Raw genomic sequence first — 15,766 nt, 5'->3', positions numbered from 1 at the left:
TCAGTCTCCCAGCGGCAGGCGTTCGTCGCCGCCGCCGCGCCAGGTGTCCAGCGCCAGCTTGATCCGGCGCAGCCGCTCGCGGTTTCCGGCCGGATCGAGCAGGGCCACGGTGGTGGCCAGTACGTCGATCGCCAGCAGCACCGCATAGCGCGAGGCCGAGGGTTTGAACACGAAATCGGTCTCTTCCAGCGCCAGCGGCAGCAGCCATCCGGCCTGCGCCGCCAGCGGCGTGCCGGTGCGGGTGATCGCGCCCACCCGGGCGCCGTAGCCGCGCGCGATTTCCAGTGCCTCGCGCAGTTCCGGATTGAGTCCGCTGACCGAAAGCGCCAGCACCACGTCTCCCGGCTCCAGCGTGGCGGCGAGCATGCGCATCGCCACCGCATCGCTACAGGCCGCCGCCGGCAGGCCGAGCCGGGTCAGCCGGTGCTGCAGCTCCTGGGCGAAGACCGCCGAACTGCCGCCCATGCCCAATACGTGGATGCGGCGCGCGCTGGCCAGCGCTTCGGCCAGTGCGCGCACGACCGGCTCGGAGAAGCCGGCCAGGTTGCGGCGAAGGACGCCGTCGATATCGTCGGCAATCTGGGTGTGCAACGCCGGCAGCGGGGGCGCGCCGGCATCGTCGAGGAAACGGCGCCCGACCGCACCAGCTTCGGCCAGTCCGGCGCGCAGTTCGCGCACGTGCGCGCAACCCAGCGCCTTGGCGAAGCGCGACACCGCGGCGACGCTGACGCCGGCGCGCGCCGCCAGCTCGCCGACGCCGGACTGCGCGGCGGCCGGGATGTCGGCCAGGATCGCATCGGCGATACGGCGTTCGACCGGGCTGAAACCGTCACGGCGCTGGCGCAGCTGGTAGACGAGGTCGTGCATGGTCATGCCGCCGGCAACACGCTGGCCAGGAGCGCGGTCAGTGCCAGGGCGACCACCGAGATCAGCGTTTCCAGCACCGTCCAGGTCTTGAACGTCTGCGCCACCGACATGTTGAAGTACTCCTTGACCAGCCAGAAGCCGCCGTCGTTGACGTGCGACAGGATCAGCGAGCCGGCGCCGGTGGCCAGCACCAGCAGCTCCGGGTGCGGATAACCGGCGGCCAGCGCGATCGGCGCCACGATCCCGGCCGCGGTACTCATCGCCACCGTCGCCGAGCCGGTCGCGATGCGCATCAGCGCGGCCACGGTCCAGCCCATCAACAGCGGCGACAGCGCGAAGTGTTGGGACAGCGCGGTGATTTCCGCGGCCACGCCGGTCTTGACCAGGATCCCGTTGAGGCCGCCGCCGGCGCCGACCAGCAGGGTGATCGCCGCGGTCGGAGCCAGGCAGTCCTGTGAGAATTTCAGGATCTGCTCGCGGTTGAAGCCGCGCATCAGGCCGAGGGTGACGAAACTCAGCAGCGTGGCCAGCAGCAAAGCCACCACCGAATTGCCGATGAAGCGCAGGAGTTCGTTGGCCTGCGTGCCCGGCGTGGCCAGCACGTCGGCCCAGCCGCCCAGCAGCATCAATCCGACTGGCAGCAAAAGCGTGGCGATGGTGATGCCGAAGCCGGGCAGCGCCTCGTCGGGCACGTGGCCGTGGCCGGCATCGAGCAGGGCCGCTTCCATCGGGTTGTGCGCAGGAAGCTGCACGCGCGGGGCAACGAATTTCGCGAACACCGGCCCGGCCAGCGCGGCGGTCGGCAGGCCGACGATCAGCGCGTAGGACACGGTGCGGCCGACGTCGGCCTGGTATTCCTTCACCGCCAGCATCGCGGCCGGATGCGGCGGCACCAGCCCGTGCACCACGGACAGGCCGGCGACCATCGGCAGGCCGACCAGCAGCAAAGGCACGCCGGTGCGGCGGGCCACGTTGAACGCGATCGGCACCAGCAGGACGAAGCCGACCTCGAAGAAGATCGGCAGGCCAATGCCGAACGCCACCAGCATCATCGCCCAGTGCACGTTCTTCGGGCCGAACCAGGCGATCAGCGTGCGCGCGATGCGCTCGGCGCCGCCGGACTCGGCCATCATCTTGCCGAGCATCGTGCCCAGCGCCACGATCAGCGCGATGTGCCCCAGCGTGCGGCCCACGCCCTGCTCGTATGCGGCCACGATCTCGCCGGCCGGCATGCCCGCGGCCAGGGCCAGGCCCAGCGAGACCAGGGTCAAGGTGATGAACGGATTGAGCCGGTAACGCGCGATCAGCACGATCAGCGCGCAGATCGCGATGGCGGCGTAGACCAGCAACAGGCTGCCCGGGGTCATGCGCGCTTCCGTGCGGGTGTCTGGACCGCGATCAGAAGCACGTGCGCACCACGCCGGTCACGCGCCACGCATCATCCACGCGCAGCAGGTGCCGCCACTTGTCGAACGTCAGGCACGGATGGGAGATGTCGAAGCACAGCAGGTCGCCGACCTGCAGGTCGTCGTCGGCCTGCAGCTGCAGGAACGCGTGCTGGTCCATCATCGCGCCGAGCTGCCAGTGGGCGGGCGTGGCGCGCGGCGCGTCGTCGCCGGCGCGGTAGTGCAGCGCCGGCACGGGCAATCCCGCATCGAACGCCGCATCGCGTTTGCCCAGGCCGACGATGGCGCGGCCTGGCTCGGGCCGCGACTGCACGCAGGCCCACAGCTGCAGCGCCGGGCGCAGGCCTTCGGCCATCTTCCGCGCGACCGGATTGGAGGCGTGGATGCGCGCGTCGGCCTCGCGGTAGGCGCCCACGTCATGGGTCAGGTAGCAGCCCGGGCGCAGCAGCACGCGCACGCCCGCATCCCGGGCGACTTCGGCGAATTCTTCCGCGACCACGTCGTACCAGGCCGAGCCGGCGCCCGACAGCAGCGCGCGGTCTTCGGCGAACGCGCCCCCGGCGCGCAGCGACTTCAGCGTGGCGAGCGTGCGCCGCAGCAACGCGCGGATGCCCGCTTCGTCCTTGAGCACGCCCTCGTAGGTCTCCACCCCGACCAGCGCCAGCGACTGGGGCCAGCGGGCGACGGCGGCGGCGACCTCGCGTACCTGCGCCTCGTCGCGCACGCCGGTGCGGCCACCGGCCACGCCGATTTCCAGCAGCAACCGCAGGCGTTGCCCGCTGCCGGCGAAGAACGCGCCCAGCGCCTCCGCATTGGCGGCCGAATCGACCAGGCAGCAGAACTCGAAGTCCGGGTCGGCCAGCAGGCCGGAAACAATGGCCATGTTGGCCCGGTCGGCCAGCTGGTTGGCCATCAGCACCCGGCGCACGCCGTGCCGGTACGCATCGCGCACCTGTGGCGCGGTCGCCAGGGTGATGCCCCAGGCGCCGGCCTCCAGCTGCATCGCGAACAGCTCCGGACTCATCGTGGTCTTGCCGTGCGGGGCCAGCTCGACCCCGTAGGCATCCATGAACCCGCGCATCCAGTCCAGGTTGTGCCGCAGGGCCGAGTCGCGCAGGACCGCGGCCGGCAGGCTGATGTCGCCGCCGAGAATCGACCAGCCGTAGCTGCCGACGTGTTCGTCCTCCGCCGGATCCGGAGCCGGGCCAAGGCCCTTACCACGCAGTGGCATCGCGATCGCGTGAATGGAATTATCAGTCATTCGCTGCGTCCCCGATTGATGAGTGGGTGCTTCACTCCGATTTTCGGACAATACATGAAAATTAATTTCATGGCGTCCGACACGCTTCCGCCCCTGCGCCACCACGCGCGGGCCGTCAGCTTTCGAGGCGCGCTACGGACTGGCCCTTGGCCTCGGCCAGGGTGGCCTGGAAGATCTCGATGAAGCGCTCGGCGGTCCGCGATGGCGGCCGGTCTTCGAGGTACACGCACTCGATCCGGAACCTGATCGGCGGTTCGAGCGGCAGGAATCCCATCCGCTCGTCCGCGCTGGCGCGTGCGGTGAATTCGTCCACCACGGTCATGCCCACGCCGCATCGGGTCAAGGCCGCTGCCAGGTAATAGGTCTGGTTGGAGACGACCTCGTGGATGTTGACCCCGTGGTGCTCGAGCTCGCCCGCCAACAGGTCGCCGATCGGCCCGCTGCTGGCCAGGCCCACCATGTCCCGCCCGTCGAGCTGGCCGATCGGCACCGATGGTCCCGGCGCTGGCAGGTCGCCGTTCTGGAAGAGCAGCATCAGCAAGCCCTCGTCCAGGATGCGTTGCTGCATGCGCGGATGGTGCGGGGGGTTGTAGGCGAACGCGATGTCGCATTCGCGTTCGTAGAGCGCCTGGAACAGGTCGTCGTGGTGCAGGGTCTGCACTTCGAACGTCACCTGCGGATGGGCGCGGCGGAACAGCGCGATCGCGCGCGGGGCCACGTGCAGTCCGAGCGAAGGCACCACCGCCAGGCGAACGTGGCCGCCGCCGCTGTTGCGCAGGTTGGCCACCGTCTTCTGCAGGGAGCCGATGCGTTCGAAGATCTCCTTGATCTCCACGAACAGCGCGTGCGCCTCGTCGGTGGCCACCAGCCGCCCACGCACCAGCGCGAACAGCTCGAAGCCGAGCTGGTACTGGGTGTGGTGGAGCACCTTGCTGACCGAGGGCTGCGAGACGTGGAGCGAGCGCGCCGCTGCACTGATCGAGCCGGTGGTGTAGACCGCGTGGAATACTTCTATCTGGCGCAACCGCATGAGTCATCTTAGGCCAGACCGGAGTCGGACGGCCACCCTTCACCGTGGCGGGAACAGCGCGGCGACGCGCTCGGCGCTGCCCATCGCCAAGGTCCAGCCGAGCATGCCGTGGCCGATGTTGAGCACCAGCCCGGGTGCGACCTGGCCGATGATCGGCGTGGAAAACGGCGTGACCGGGCGCAGGCCGGCCCAGTGGCTCGTGACGCGCTCATAGTCGGCCGCTTCCGGCAGCGATGCCCGGGCAAGCGCCACCAGATCCTGCACGCGAGACGGTTCCGGCGACGGATCCCAGTCGTTGACCTCGGCCAGGCCGGCGACGCGGATGCGGTCGCCCAGCCTGCAGAACACCAGCTTGCGCGCCGTGTCGGTGATGCTGGCCGATGGGGCGGCCGCGCCGCATGGCGCGGTGAAGGAGTAGCCCTTGACCGCCATCACCGGGACCCGGATGCCCAGTGGGCGAAGCAGCCGGCCGCTGTCGATGCCCGCGCACACGATCACATCGCGCGCGGTGGTGATGCGGCCTTCGGCATCTTCCAGCCGCCAGGACGTCCCATCGCGCCGAAGTTGCTTCAGGTCGAACCCGAAAGAGCAATCGACGCCATGGTGGTTGCGTGAAACTTCGAGCAGGCCATTGCTGAACGCCCAGGGATCACCGACTTCCTCGTCAGGCGAATACACCACGCCGGCCATGCCGCTCGCACCCGCCAGCGCGGGCTCGATCGAGATCGCTTCGGCGGGGTCGACCAGGCGCTGGCGCATGCCCCGCTCGCGCTTGAGCGCGATCATCGTCCGTGCCGCGGGCAATGCGTCGGCGCTGTAGTAGACGTGCAGCTTGCCGGCCGTCCGCTGCCCGAACGCGATCGGGTGCCTGTCCAGCAGGGCGTCCATCGCCGCACGCGACTCCAGTGCCAGTTCGAGCGTGGACAGGGTGTTGCGATGCAGCCGCGCGGTGGTCGCATTACGCAGGAACGACAGGCCCCAGCGGAGATAGTCGGGATCGAGCGAAGTGCGTGCGCGGAACGACGGGTCGCGCCCGGTCAGCAGGCCAGGAAGCTGTTTCCACAACGCAGGGCCGGCCATTGCATCGGTATAGGCGTAACTGAGCTGCGCGCCATTGGCGAACGAAGCGCCCAGGGCCGGACCGGCGGCGCGGTCGAGCAGATGGACGTGGTAGCCGCGTCGCGCCAGTGCATAGGCCGTGGCGACGCCGACGACTCCGGCGCCGATGATGGCGACATCGGCGTGTCCGCGGGCGGAAGCAGGAGCTGGGGACATGGGACTGGCGCTTCCTCAGGGTAGGGGTGCTGCGGTGCCTTCGCGACGGGGATCGGCGCCCCATTGCCAGCGCCCGTCACGCAGCAGGATGCCGTGCAGGCCGGAGTCCTCGCCAGCGCCGGGACGTACGTCCACGCCGCGGGCATGCAGGCCGTCGAGGACGTGCGGGGCAAAGCCACCGGCCTCGCCATCGAAGCGCCGGCCGCGGGCGACCAGGTTGGGCAACGCGATGGCTTCGTCCAGGGCCAGGTCCCAGTAGAGCGCGCCGACCAGCGCCTTGCCGATGTAGGCGGGGATCGCGGAGCCGCCAGGCGATCCGATCGCGCCGGCCAGGCGGCCATCGGCGTCGAGCAGGATCGCCGGCGTCATCGACGAGCGCGGGCGCTTGCCCGGGGCGATGGCGTTGGCCATTCCCGGGCGGCCCTGCGCATGGTCCCAGGCGAAATCGGTGAGCTGGTTGTTGAGGAAGAAGCCGTCGACCATGCGCCCGGAACCGAAGTACGACTCGACGGTCGAGGTCACCGACGCCGCGTTGCCATCGCGGTCGACCACGACGAAATGGGTCGTGCCGGCCGCTTCCGTGGTCTCGTCGCGGCCCGCTTGTGGCGCGCCGGCGGGCGTGCCGGCCGGGTAACCATCGGCCGCGGCGCGCGCGCCGATCAGCGCGATCCGCGCACGCACGTAATCAGGCGCCAGCAATCCGTCGACTGGAACCGGGTTGAAGCGCGGATCGCCCACGTAGCGGTCGCGGTCGGCATACATGATCCGGCTGGCTTCGGCGAACAGGAACCACGCGTGTGGATCCTGTGGCCCGCGTGCACCGATGTCGGTCTGCTCCAGCAGGGCCATCAGCTGCAGCAGCCCGACTCCGCTCGACGGCGGCGGTGGCGTGCACAGGCGGTAGCCCCCGATCGGCCGGCACAGCGGCTCCGCCTTCTCGGCGGCGTAGCTGGCCAGGTCTGCCGTGGTCATGCCCCCCGGCAGCGGCGCCTGGAGCGTACGCGCGACGATCCGGCTGGCCAGTTCGCCTTCGTAGAAGGCACGCGGACCGCGTTCCGCCAACGTCCGCAGCGTCGCCGCGTAGGCGGGATTCCGAAGCGTGTCGCCGGCGTCCAGCACGCGCCCGTCGGCCGTGCGGAAGAACGCCTGCACATCCTTGGTCCGGGCCTGCGGGAACGTGCCGTGGATATGGCGCGCCATGCGTGGACTGATGGTGAATCCGGCTTCGGCGGTACGCGCGGTGTGCCCGAACAGCTCGAACCACGGCAGTCGCCCATGATCCTGCAACGCCAGCGCGAACACGGCCACGGTGCCGGGCACCCCGGTGGCGCGTCCGCTGAGCATGGCCTGGTCGCGCGGCAGCGGCTGGCCATCCTCGTCGTCGAACATCGCCGTCGATGCCGAGGCCGGCGCCTGCTCCCGCCCCAGGTACGTGGTGACCTGGCGGGTGCGCGCATCGTAGGCAGTGATGAACGCGCCGCCACCCAGGCCAGAACTCTGCGGCTCGACCAGGCCCAGCATCAGCTGCACCGCCAGTGCCGCATCCATCGCGCTGCCGCCGCGCGCGAGGACTTCGGTCCCGGCTTCCACCGCCAACGGATGGGCGGCCACCACGATCGCCTGCCCCGTAGCGGAACCGGCAACGGCCGGAGGCGCCACGCCGGCCGTCGTCCGGCATGCGGCGATGCCAAGACAAAGCGCCAGAAGCGCCAGCTGCCGCAGCGGCGCGCGCAAGGAGCCGGCGCGGCCAGGGTCGGATGCGAGGGGAGGGGAGGCTGCGGCAACCGGCATGGGACCAGCTTAAGCGGCCACTTCCGGTGCACATGAGTCACTTTGCATGGGTCGCCAATAACTCGCAGCTATGGGTCGCTTCGAGCCCGGGACGGGATGGTGCGTGGCGGAGGCCTGCCATAGCCCGCAGCTATACCCGTCCTCCCGAAACATGCGGGACAAGCCCGAGACGGTGCCGCCACTCTGGGGAACGCAGGCGCAGCGGCGGCCTGACCATCGCGAACCTTGGGGGACGACACTCGATCATGAGCGTACACAGCAAACCATTGAGCCTGATTTCCGGCACCGTACTGCTCGCCGGCACCCTATGCGCTGCCTCGGCCATCGCCGCCGAGAACGGTCAGAGCCCGCCCGCCGAAGCCACTGGCGACGCGACACCCGCAACACCGACGACCCTGGACGCGGTCAGCGTCACGGGCTCGCGGGTGATGAGCGCCGGCTTCGAGTCGCCGACCCCGGTCACCTCGATCACCCAGGAGCAGATCCAGGCCGAGGCACCCAACAGCATCGTCGACTACATCAACACGCTGCCGGCCATGGCCGGTACGCGCTCGCCGACACAGGGCAACAATGCGATCAGCTCCGGCGCCACCGGCATGAGCCTGCTCGACCTGCGTGGCCTGGGCGCCGAGCGCACCCTGGTACTGGTTGATGGCCGCCGTTACGTCGGCTCGACGCTGACGGGCAGCGTCGATGCCAACGCGCTGCCAACCGGCCTGATCAAGGGCGTGGACATCGTCACCGGCGGTGCGTCATCGGTCTATGGATCGGACGCGGTCGCCGGCGTGGTCAACTTCATGCTCGACAAGTACTACACGGGCACCAAGGGCTACGTGCAGGCCGGACGCTCGCGCCATGGCGACGACGATCAGGCCAGCGCGGGCATCACCTTCGGCCAGGCCTTCGCCGATGATCGCGGCCACTTCCTGATCAATGCCGAGCACGCGACCTCCGACGGCGTCGGCGCGGTCCGCGACCGGCCGTGGTTCCGTGGCTGGGGCACGATGGTCAATCCAGGGTGGACCGCCACCAATGGCGAGCCGAACCGGATCATCGTCCCCTTCCTGAACCGTCCCAATGAAGCCGTGGGTGGCCTGATCACGTCGGGCCCGCTCAAATGGATGGCGTTCTCGCCCGACGGCACCCCGCGCACGTTCGATCCCGGCATGCTCGATCTGACCGGCAGCAGCAGCTCCGGCGGTGAACTCGATGGCCACTTCGCCAGCGTCTCGCTCAAGGGCGCCAGCGAGCGCCAGAACCTGTTCGCCCGTGGCTCGTTCTGGATCAACGACAACTTCGAGGTGTTCGCCGAAGGCGGCCATGCCAACTCGGTGGTGCGCACCAACTCGTCGTACAACTACTACGGCGGCTCGCTGACCATCTCCCGCGACAACGCCTATCTGCACCCGCTCGTGGCCCAGGCCATGGACAACGCCGGCGTGAGGAGTGCCGCCTACGGCCTGCTGCTGGGTGACGCCAGTCCGCGCGTGGAGACCACTACCGACCGCGCCGTGGTCGGTCTGTCCGGCCAGTTGGGCCAGTCGTGGACGCTGGATGCCTATTACCAGTACGGGCGCAGCAAGCTGCACACCCAGGTGCAGAACACTTCCAACACCACCCGACTGAAGCTGGCGATCGACGCGGTGGTCGATCCGGCCAGCGGCCGCATCGTCTGCCGTTCCTCGCTGGCCAATCCGGGGAACGGCTGCGTTCCGCTGAACACCTTCGGTGGCGCCAACATGTCCGAGCAGGCCCTGGCCTACGTGCTGGGCTCGCCGGAGCTGCGCCAGACCATGAAGCAGGAGGTGGTCTCCGCCATCCTGCGCGGCGAGCCGGCGCAGTTGCCGGCCGGTCCGCTGATCACCGCGTTCGGCGTCGAGGCGCGTCGCGAAAGCGTCGAGGGTTGGGCCGACCCGGCCGGACTCAACCGCGAGTGGCTGTTCGGCAACTTCCTGCCCACCAATGGCGAGAATGAAGTCAAGGAGGCCTTCGTCGAGGCCCTGGTCCCGCTGGTGGCGGACGAGCTTTCGCTCAACGCCGCCGCGCGCGTGGCCGACTACGACTACTCGGGCACCGCCTTCACCTGGAAGCTCGGCGTGACCTGGAGCCCGCTGGATGCGTTGACCGTGCGTGCCGCGCGCTCGCGCGACATCCGTGCGCCGAACCTGGCCGACCTGTACCAGGCCGGCGTGACCCAGCGCCAGAGCGTGACCGATCCGTGGTTCAACAACACCCTGCGCAACATCGAGCGGGTGATGACCGGAAACCTCAACCTGAAACCGGAAGAGGCCGACACCACCAGCCTGGGCATCGTGTTCTCGCCGTGGGACAACTTCCAGGGTGCGGTCGACTACTACCAGATCGAGATCAAGGACGCGATCACCTCGTTGAGCAACCAGCAGGTGATCCAGCGCTGCTACGACGGTGACACCGAGGTGTGCCGCCTGGTCCAGCGCGATGCCACCGGTGCGGTTTCCGGATTGACCATGAGTCCGGTCAACGTCGCCAAGCGTGTCATCCGCGGCATCGACACCGACCTGATCTACAGCCAGCCGCTGGAGGGCATGGGCGACAACACCTCGCTGGAGATGCGCCTGATCGCCACCCGCCTGCTGGAAAGCACGAGCGAGAATCCGTTCGCCAGCTACGACTATGCCGGCGAGAACACCGGCAGCTCGCCCAAGTGGCGCGCGCTGGCCAACGCGACCCTGCGCAGTGGCCCGGCCCGCATAGGAGCCTCGGCGCGCTTCGTCGGGTCCGGCGTGCTGGACAACACCTGGGTCGAAGGCGTGGACATCGACGACAACCACGTGCCGAGCACGTGGTACCTGGGCCTGTCCGGCGCCTATACGTTCGGTGGCGAACGCTTCGAGGCCTATTTCAACGTCGACAACGTCCTGGACAAGGCGCCGGTGCGCATCGGCAACAACAACAACGGCATCAACGGGGTCCTGTACGACCTGGTCGGCCGCTACTACAGCGTCGGCCTGCGCTTCAGTTTCTGACCGGCGATGCAGCCTGCACGGCGGCGGCGGGTGATCCCCGCCGCCGCCGTGCGTCATACGTCCCAAGTCGATACAGGAGTAACGCGATGAATCTCCATGTCCTGGGTACCGGGCTGGCACGTTGCGCCGCGCTGGCACTGTGCGCGCTGTTGGCCAGCCCCGCCGCGTTGCAGGCGCAGACCCGGCAGCTGCTGAACTACGAGGCCATCCACAAGCCGGTGCATGGCGAGCGCGGCATGGTGGTCAGCCAGAACGAGGTCGCCAGCGCGATCGGCGCGCAGGTGCTGCGCGACGGCGGAAATGCGGTCGATGCCGCGGTGGCCACTGCCTTCGCCCTGGCCGTGCTGCTGCCCCGCGCCGGCAACATCGGTGGCGACGGATACATGCTCGTGCACCTGGCGGGCGAGGGCCGCACCGTGGCCATCGACTACCGCTCGGTGGCGCCTGCGGCGGCCACGCTGGAGCGCTTCTTCGACGCCGACGGCAAGCTCGGCGGCGACAAGGCCGGCTGGATGGCCGCCGGCGTACCCGGCACGGTCGCCGGCCTGGCCCTGGCCCATCGCCAGTACGGGCGCCTGCCCTGGGCGAAGCTGGTGCAGCCGGCGATCGGGCTGGCCGAGGAAGGCGTGGTCCTGACCCGCGACGAAGCCTTCGCCCTGGACTGGGGGCGCGAGCGCCTGGCGCGCAGCGAGGCGGGCGCGAACGTGTTCCTGCACCCGGACGGCAGCGCCCTGCGCGCGGGCGAGCGCCTGCGCCAGCGCGACCTGGGCTGGTCGCTCCGGCAGATCGCGCGCCACGGCGGGGACGCGTTCTACCGCGGCCCGATCGCCGATCGGCTGGTCGCGGCGATGCAGCGCCACGGGGGGCTGATCACCCGCGCCGACCTGGAGGCCTACCGCGCGCTGGAGCGCGAACCGCTGAGCACGACCTATCGCGGGCACACGGTGGTGACCATGCCGCCTTCCAGCGGCGGCGGTACCAGCATCGTGCAGATGCTCAACCTGCTCGAGCACGTGGACATGGGCGCGCACGGCGCCGGCTCGGCGGCAGCACTGCATGCGATGACCGAAGCGACCAAGCTGGCCTGGGCCGATCGCGCCCGCCATGCCGGCGATCCGGCCTTCGTCCAGGTGCCTGCGCGCGCGCTGGCGTCCAAGGCCTACGCGGCCGAACGCTTCGTCCTGTTCTCGCCGGAGCGCACGCTGGATGCGACCACCCTGGCCGCCGGCGATCCGATGCCCTACGAGAGTCCATCGACCACGCACTTCTCGGTGATCGACGCGGAGGGAAATGCGGTCAGCAACACCTATACCGTGGGCTCGGACTTCGGCGCCGGGGTGATGGCCGAAGGCACCGGTTTCCTGCTTGGCAACCTGGTCGGCAACTTCTCGCTGCAGGCGCAGCGCGACATGGCCACCGATCCTTCGCGGGCGACCAACAACGTGATCGGTGCAGGCCGTCGCCCGGTGTCGAGCATGTCGCCGACGCTGCTCCTGCGCGATGGCAAGGTGCGCATGGTCACCGGCAGCCCCGGCGGCAACACCATCCCGGGCACGGTGATGCAGAGCATCGTCGACGTGGTCGACTTCGGCATGAACATCGCCGAGGCCACCAGCCAGCCGCGCATCCACCAGGACATGCGCAGTGGCACGCTCCAGGTCGAGCGCGGCATCAGCCCGGACACGCTGGCCCTGCTGCGCGCCCTGGGCCACCGCATCGAGACCGGCGAGACCATCGGCAGCACCCAGATCCTCATGGTCGGTGAAGACGGCATCGAAGGCGCCGCCGACCCGCGCCGGCCGGGCGCCGGCGCGGTCGCGCAGTAGCCGTCGCTACCCCGTTTTTCGCAAACGGGAGCTGGCCGGGCTTCCCCGGTCAAGTTCCCGGGGCATCGGCCCGACGCGTTGCCACGCGCCGGGCCGGGGGCACGTCACCGCGCTGGGCGGGGATGGGCCCATGGCAAAGGGCCCGCTTCGGAAGAAGCGGGCCCTGCGTCTTTCCAGGTGCGGCGCAAGATCGGGTCAGTGCGGCCAGAAGTTGATGAAGCCGGTGATGATCAGCGCGTTGCTGAAATCGATGAAGAACGCACCGACCAGCGGCGCCACCAGGAACGCGCGCGGTGCGATGCCATAGCGCTGGACCAGGGTACGCATCACCGCCATCGCGTTGGCGGTGGTGCCGAGCATGAAGCCGATGAAGCCGCCTCCCATCACCGCCGCGTCGTAGTCGCGGCCCATCAGCCAGAACACCGGCGCCACGAACAGCGCCACCAGCCCGACCTGCAGCACCAGGTTGACCAGCAGCGGCAGGCCCATGCCGGCCAGCTCCCACAAGCGCAGGTTCATCAGCGCCACGGCCAGGAACAAGGCCAGGCAGACGTTGCCGATCAGCTCGATGGTGTGCACCGGCAGGCGCAGCCAGCCGGTGTAGTCGTCGATGTTGCGCAGCGCCGCGCCGACCAGCATCGCGCCGATGTAGGCCGGCAGGGTCAGCCCCAGGGCCTGGAAACCGCGGCCCACCCAGGACCCGGCCCACATCGCCAGGAGCAGCAGGACGATGCACTTGAGCGCATTGAACTCGCGCGCCGAATCAGTCTCTTCGTGGATCACGTTGCCGCTGACCACGTCGGCGACCGGGGTGGGCGCCTGGCGGCCGGCGTTGTGATTGACGATGCCGAAGCGACGGATCAGCACGGTGACCGCCGGCCCGCCGATCACCCCGCCGCAGATGATGCCGGCCATCGCGGCAGTGACCGCGATCGACTCGGCGCCCTGCAGGCCCGCGGCCTCGAACATCGGGGCGAAGGCCAGGCCGGTCGCTGGACCGCCGGTGAGCGTGGCCGAGCCGGCCAGCACGCCGAACATCGGATGCAGTCCGAACAATGAGGCCACGCCGATGCCCACCAGGTTCTGCATCACTGCGAAACCGCTGGCCAGCAGCAGGAACAACGCCACCTGGCGGCCGCTGACCTTGAGCAGCGACAGGCTGGCGTTGACGCCGATGGTGGTGAAGAAGGCGATCATCAGCGGCGATTGCAGCGAAGTATCGAGCTGGTAGAACTGGGTGCCACGGCTCTGGCCCCACCACGCGAGCAGGGCGAACAACAGGCCGCCGAGGACAGGTTCGGGCAGGTTGTAGCGGCGCAGCACCGGGATCGCCCGCGTCAAGGCATAGCCGGCGAACAGCGCGAGGCCACCGAAGGCCACGGTTTGGACGGCATCCAGTTCGATCATCTGGGAGGTCACCTCTGCAACGGAACGGGAAGTATCGTTTATGGGCACGCGCCCGGAGTCGGCTCGTGGCGCAGGAAGCGGCCGGCCAGTGCATCGGTGGCCTGGCCCTCGTCGATCGCCAGGCGGCCATTCACCAGCAGCACGTCCACACCGTGGGCCAGCTCCTGCGGGGCGAGATAGTCGGCGCCGGGCGAATACGCCTCCGGGTCGAACACCACCACGTCGGCATGGGCGCCGGGCTGCAGGCGCCCACGGTCGGCCAGGCCAAGGATCCGCGCGGTCAGGCCGGTGGAGCGGTGGATGAAGGTATCCAGGTCGATCACGCCCTGGGCGCGCACGTAGCGCGCGTACTTCTCCGGGAAACTGGCGTACTGGCGCGGGTGACCGTCGGTGCCGTCGGAGCTGGTCACCATCCACGGTTGCCGCATCAGCAGTCGCACGTCGTCCTCGTTCATGTTGAAGGAGGCGATGGACTCGGCGGCACGGCTGTCGGGCAGCCCGTCACCGCGGATCACGCGCAGTGCCGCCTCCACCGCATCGACCCGCCAGTACTCGGCCATCTGCGCCAGCGTGCGGCCGCGCCAGCGGGCGCCCGGGGAGGTCAGCAGGATCGCTCCCGCGCCGCCGCGCCGGTCGAGGTTGGCCTGCAGTTCGGCGGCGATGCGCGCGGATTGCCCGGGATCGGCCAGCCGCCGAAGCAGCGCCGGGCGACCGCCATCCTGGGCCCAGCGCGGCAGCACCGCGGCAGACAGGCTGGTGCCCGAAGCCAACCATGGATACTGGTCGGCGGTGACGGCCATGCCTTCGGCGCGCGCGGCATCGATCATCGCGACCAGTGCCGGTGCCTGGCCGTGCACGTCGGCACCCAATGCCTTCAGGTGGGCGAAGTGCACGGGTATGCCGGCCTGGCGGCCGATGTCGAGGGCCTCGGCGGTGGAAGCCAGCAGCCCCATGCCGTAGGACGATTCGTCGCGCTGGTGGGTGTCGTACAGGCCGCCGCGCCGCGCCGCCTGGCGGGCCAGCGCGATCACCTCGGCGCTGCTGGCGAAACTCTGCGGCGCGTAGAACAGGCCCGTGGAGAAGCCGAACGCGCCCTCGCACATGCCCTGGGCCACAAGCGCCTCCATCCGTGCCAGTTCGGCGGCATCCGGCGCGCGGGCGGATTCGCCCAGCACTTCGCGCCGGACCGGGCCGAAGCCGACGAAGGCCACCAGGTTCACGCCCACGCCGCGCTGTTCGAACCAGGCGCGTTGGTCGGCCACGCGCGGGTTGCCTCCGCCATCCACGCCAATGCCGATCGTGGTCACGCCCTGGAACAGCCAAGGCAAGGCGCGGCGCTCGGCCGCCACTTCCGAGCGGATGTAGGTGTTGGGATGGGTATGCGGGTCGATGAAACCGGGGGCCACCACCTTTCCGTGCGCGTCGATCACCCGGGCCGCTTCGTAGCCACGCGCGGCGCCGGCGCCGACGGCGACGATCCGGCCGTCGCGGACCACCACGTCGCCGATGCGGGACGGACCGGTGCCGCCGTCGTGGACGCGGCCGCCGACGATCGCCAGATCGGCGGTTTCACGCGCACCGGCCGGCGCAAGGACGGCGATTCCGGCGAACAGGGCCAGGACGAGGGAGGGACGCGAGCAGGGACCCATTGGCAACCTTGGATTCACGGGGGTGGAAACACATCGCGGGCTTCATGCCGCATCGTGCGAACCCATCATCGACAGGCCGGCTGCGTCCGGATACCGAAAAGATGCGAGTCGTCCATAGCTGCCGGCTATGCGGCTGCATCGCGCCTGCAGGGGCGGGGGCACCTGCGGATCGGGACCGCCGTGCCGCGCCACGGTTAGAATCGGCCCATTCCCGTGCGCCCAGCGCCACCCGAGCCCGAGCACCGATAC

At 69.7% G+C, this 15,766-nt stretch carries 10 protein-coding genes; 2 read left to right on the top strand and 8 right to left on the bottom strand.

Annotation, left to right across the window (positions count from 1 at the left end):
* The 6 genes from CSC65_RS07675 to ggt (CSC65_RS07650) form a co-directional block, all read right to left on the bottom strand.
* On the bottom strand, nucleotides 1-867 hold the full coding sequence (locus tag CSC65_RS07675) for a MurR/RpiR family transcriptional regulator (RefSeq protein ID WP_162409972.1): 867 nt from the start codon (nucleotides 865-867) through the stop codon (nucleotides 1-3).
* A 2-nt stretch (nucleotides 868-869) separates the two neighbouring features.
* Nucleotides 870-2,234, bottom strand: a complete 1,365-nt coding sequence (locus CSC65_RS07670) for a GntT/GntP/DsdX family permease (protein WP_162409971.1) — start codon at nucleotides 2,232-2,234, stop codon at nucleotides 870-872.
* Between the two features lie 31 nt (nucleotides 2,235-2,265).
* Entirely contained in the window at nucleotides 2,266-3,504 is a 1,239-nt protein-coding gene (locus CSC65_RS07665) for an amino acid deaminase (RefSeq protein WP_202922846.1), read from the bottom strand.
* 145 nt (nucleotides 3,505-3,649) lie between these two features.
* Entirely contained in the window at nucleotides 3,650-4,564 is a 915-nt protein-coding gene (locus CSC65_RS07660; protein WP_162409969.1) for a LysR family transcriptional regulator, read from the bottom strand.
* 39 nt (nucleotides 4,565-4,603) lie between these two features.
* Entirely contained in the window at nucleotides 4,604-5,839 is a 1,236-nt protein-coding gene (locus tag CSC65_RS07655) for an FAD-dependent oxidoreductase (protein WP_162409968.1), read from the bottom strand.
* A 15-nt stretch (nucleotides 5,840-5,854) separates the two neighbouring features.
* Nucleotides 5,855-7,498: a gamma-glutamyltransferase gene (gene ggt, locus CSC65_RS07650; protein WP_202922845.1), complete on the bottom strand. Its 1,644-nt coding sequence runs from the start codon at nucleotides 7,496-7,498 to the stop codon at nucleotides 5,855-5,857.
* A gap of 377 nt (nucleotides 7,499-7,875) precedes the next feature.
* Between ggt (CSC65_RS07650) and CSC65_RS07645 the strand changes: the two genes are divergently transcribed.
* Together CSC65_RS07645 and ggt (CSC65_RS07640) are read left to right on the top strand one after the other, a co-directional pair.
* A complete protein-coding gene (locus tag CSC65_RS07645; RefSeq protein ID WP_162409966.1) occupies nucleotides 7,876-10,635 on the top strand; it encodes a TonB-dependent receptor in 2,760 nt (919 codons plus the stop codon).
* Between the two features lie 86 nt (nucleotides 10,636-10,721).
* The gene (ggt, locus tag CSC65_RS07640; RefSeq protein WP_162409965.1) at nucleotides 10,722-12,461 is read left to right on the top strand and encodes a gamma-glutamyltransferase; all 1,740 of its coding nucleotides are present in this window, start codon (nucleotides 10,722-10,724) and stop codon (nucleotides 12,459-12,461) included.
* A gap of 195 nt (nucleotides 12,462-12,656) precedes the next feature.
* Here ggt (CSC65_RS07640) and gltS read toward each other — a convergent pair whose 3' ends face one another.
* Both gltS and CSC65_RS07630 read right to left on the bottom strand, forming a co-directional pair.
* Nucleotides 12,657-13,868, bottom strand: a complete 1,212-nt coding sequence (gene gltS, locus CSC65_RS07635; protein WP_162410068.1) for a sodium/glutamate symporter — start codon at nucleotides 13,866-13,868, stop codon at nucleotides 12,657-12,659.
* A gap of 38 nt (nucleotides 13,869-13,906) precedes the next feature.
* Entirely contained in the window at nucleotides 13,907-15,517 is a 1,611-nt protein-coding gene (locus CSC65_RS07630) for an N-acyl-D-amino-acid deacylase family protein (protein ID WP_162409964.1), read from the bottom strand.
* Nucleotides 15,518-15,766: the final 249 nt, after the last annotated feature.

The sequence above is a fragment of the Pseudoxanthomonas daejeonensis genome, assembly GCF_010093205.1.
In the GTDB taxonomy this organism is placed as follows: domain Bacteria; phylum Pseudomonadota; class Gammaproteobacteria; order Xanthomonadales; family Xanthomonadaceae; genus Pseudoxanthomonas; species Pseudoxanthomonas daejeonensis.
Note: the sequence above shows the minus strand (reverse complement) of the source record. Positions and strands in the feature narration are given on the sequence as shown.

Excerpts from the sequence above, each read along its gene's own strand:
- CSC65_RS07675 (WP_162409972.1), bottom strand. The coding sequence starts at position 867 with ATGCACGACCTCGTCTACCAGCTGCGCCAGCGCCGTGACGGTTTCAGC.
- CSC65_RS07670 (WP_162409971.1), bottom strand. The coding sequence starts at position 2,234 with ATGACCCCGGGCAGCCTGTTGCTGGTCTACGCCGCCATCGCGATCTGC.
- CSC65_RS07665 (WP_202922846.1), bottom strand. The coding sequence starts at position 3,504 with ATGCCACTGCGTGGTAAGGGCCTTGGCCCGGCTCCGGATCCGGCGGAG.
- CSC65_RS07660 (WP_162409969.1), bottom strand. The coding sequence starts at position 4,564 with ATGCGGTTGCGCCAGATAGAAGTATTCCACGCGGTCTACACCACCGGC.
- CSC65_RS07655 (WP_162409968.1), bottom strand. The coding sequence starts at position 5,839 with ATGTCCCCAGCTCCTGCTTCCGCCCGCGGACACGCCGATGTCGCCATC.
- CSC65_RS07645 (WP_162409966.1), top strand. The coding sequence starts at position 7,876 with ATGAGCGTACACAGCAAACCATTGAGCCTGATTTCCGGCACCGTACTG.
- ggt (WP_162409965.1), top strand. The coding sequence starts at position 10,722 with ATGAATCTCCATGTCCTGGGTACCGGGCTGGCACGTTGCGCCGCGCTG.
- gltS (WP_162410068.1), bottom strand. The coding sequence starts at position 13,868 with ATGATCGAACTGGATGCCGTCCAAACCGTGGCCTTCGGTGGCCTCGCG.
- CSC65_RS07630 (WP_162409964.1), bottom strand. The coding sequence starts at position 15,517 with ATGGGTCCCTGCTCGCGTCCCTCCCTCGTCCTGGCCCTGTTCGCCGGA.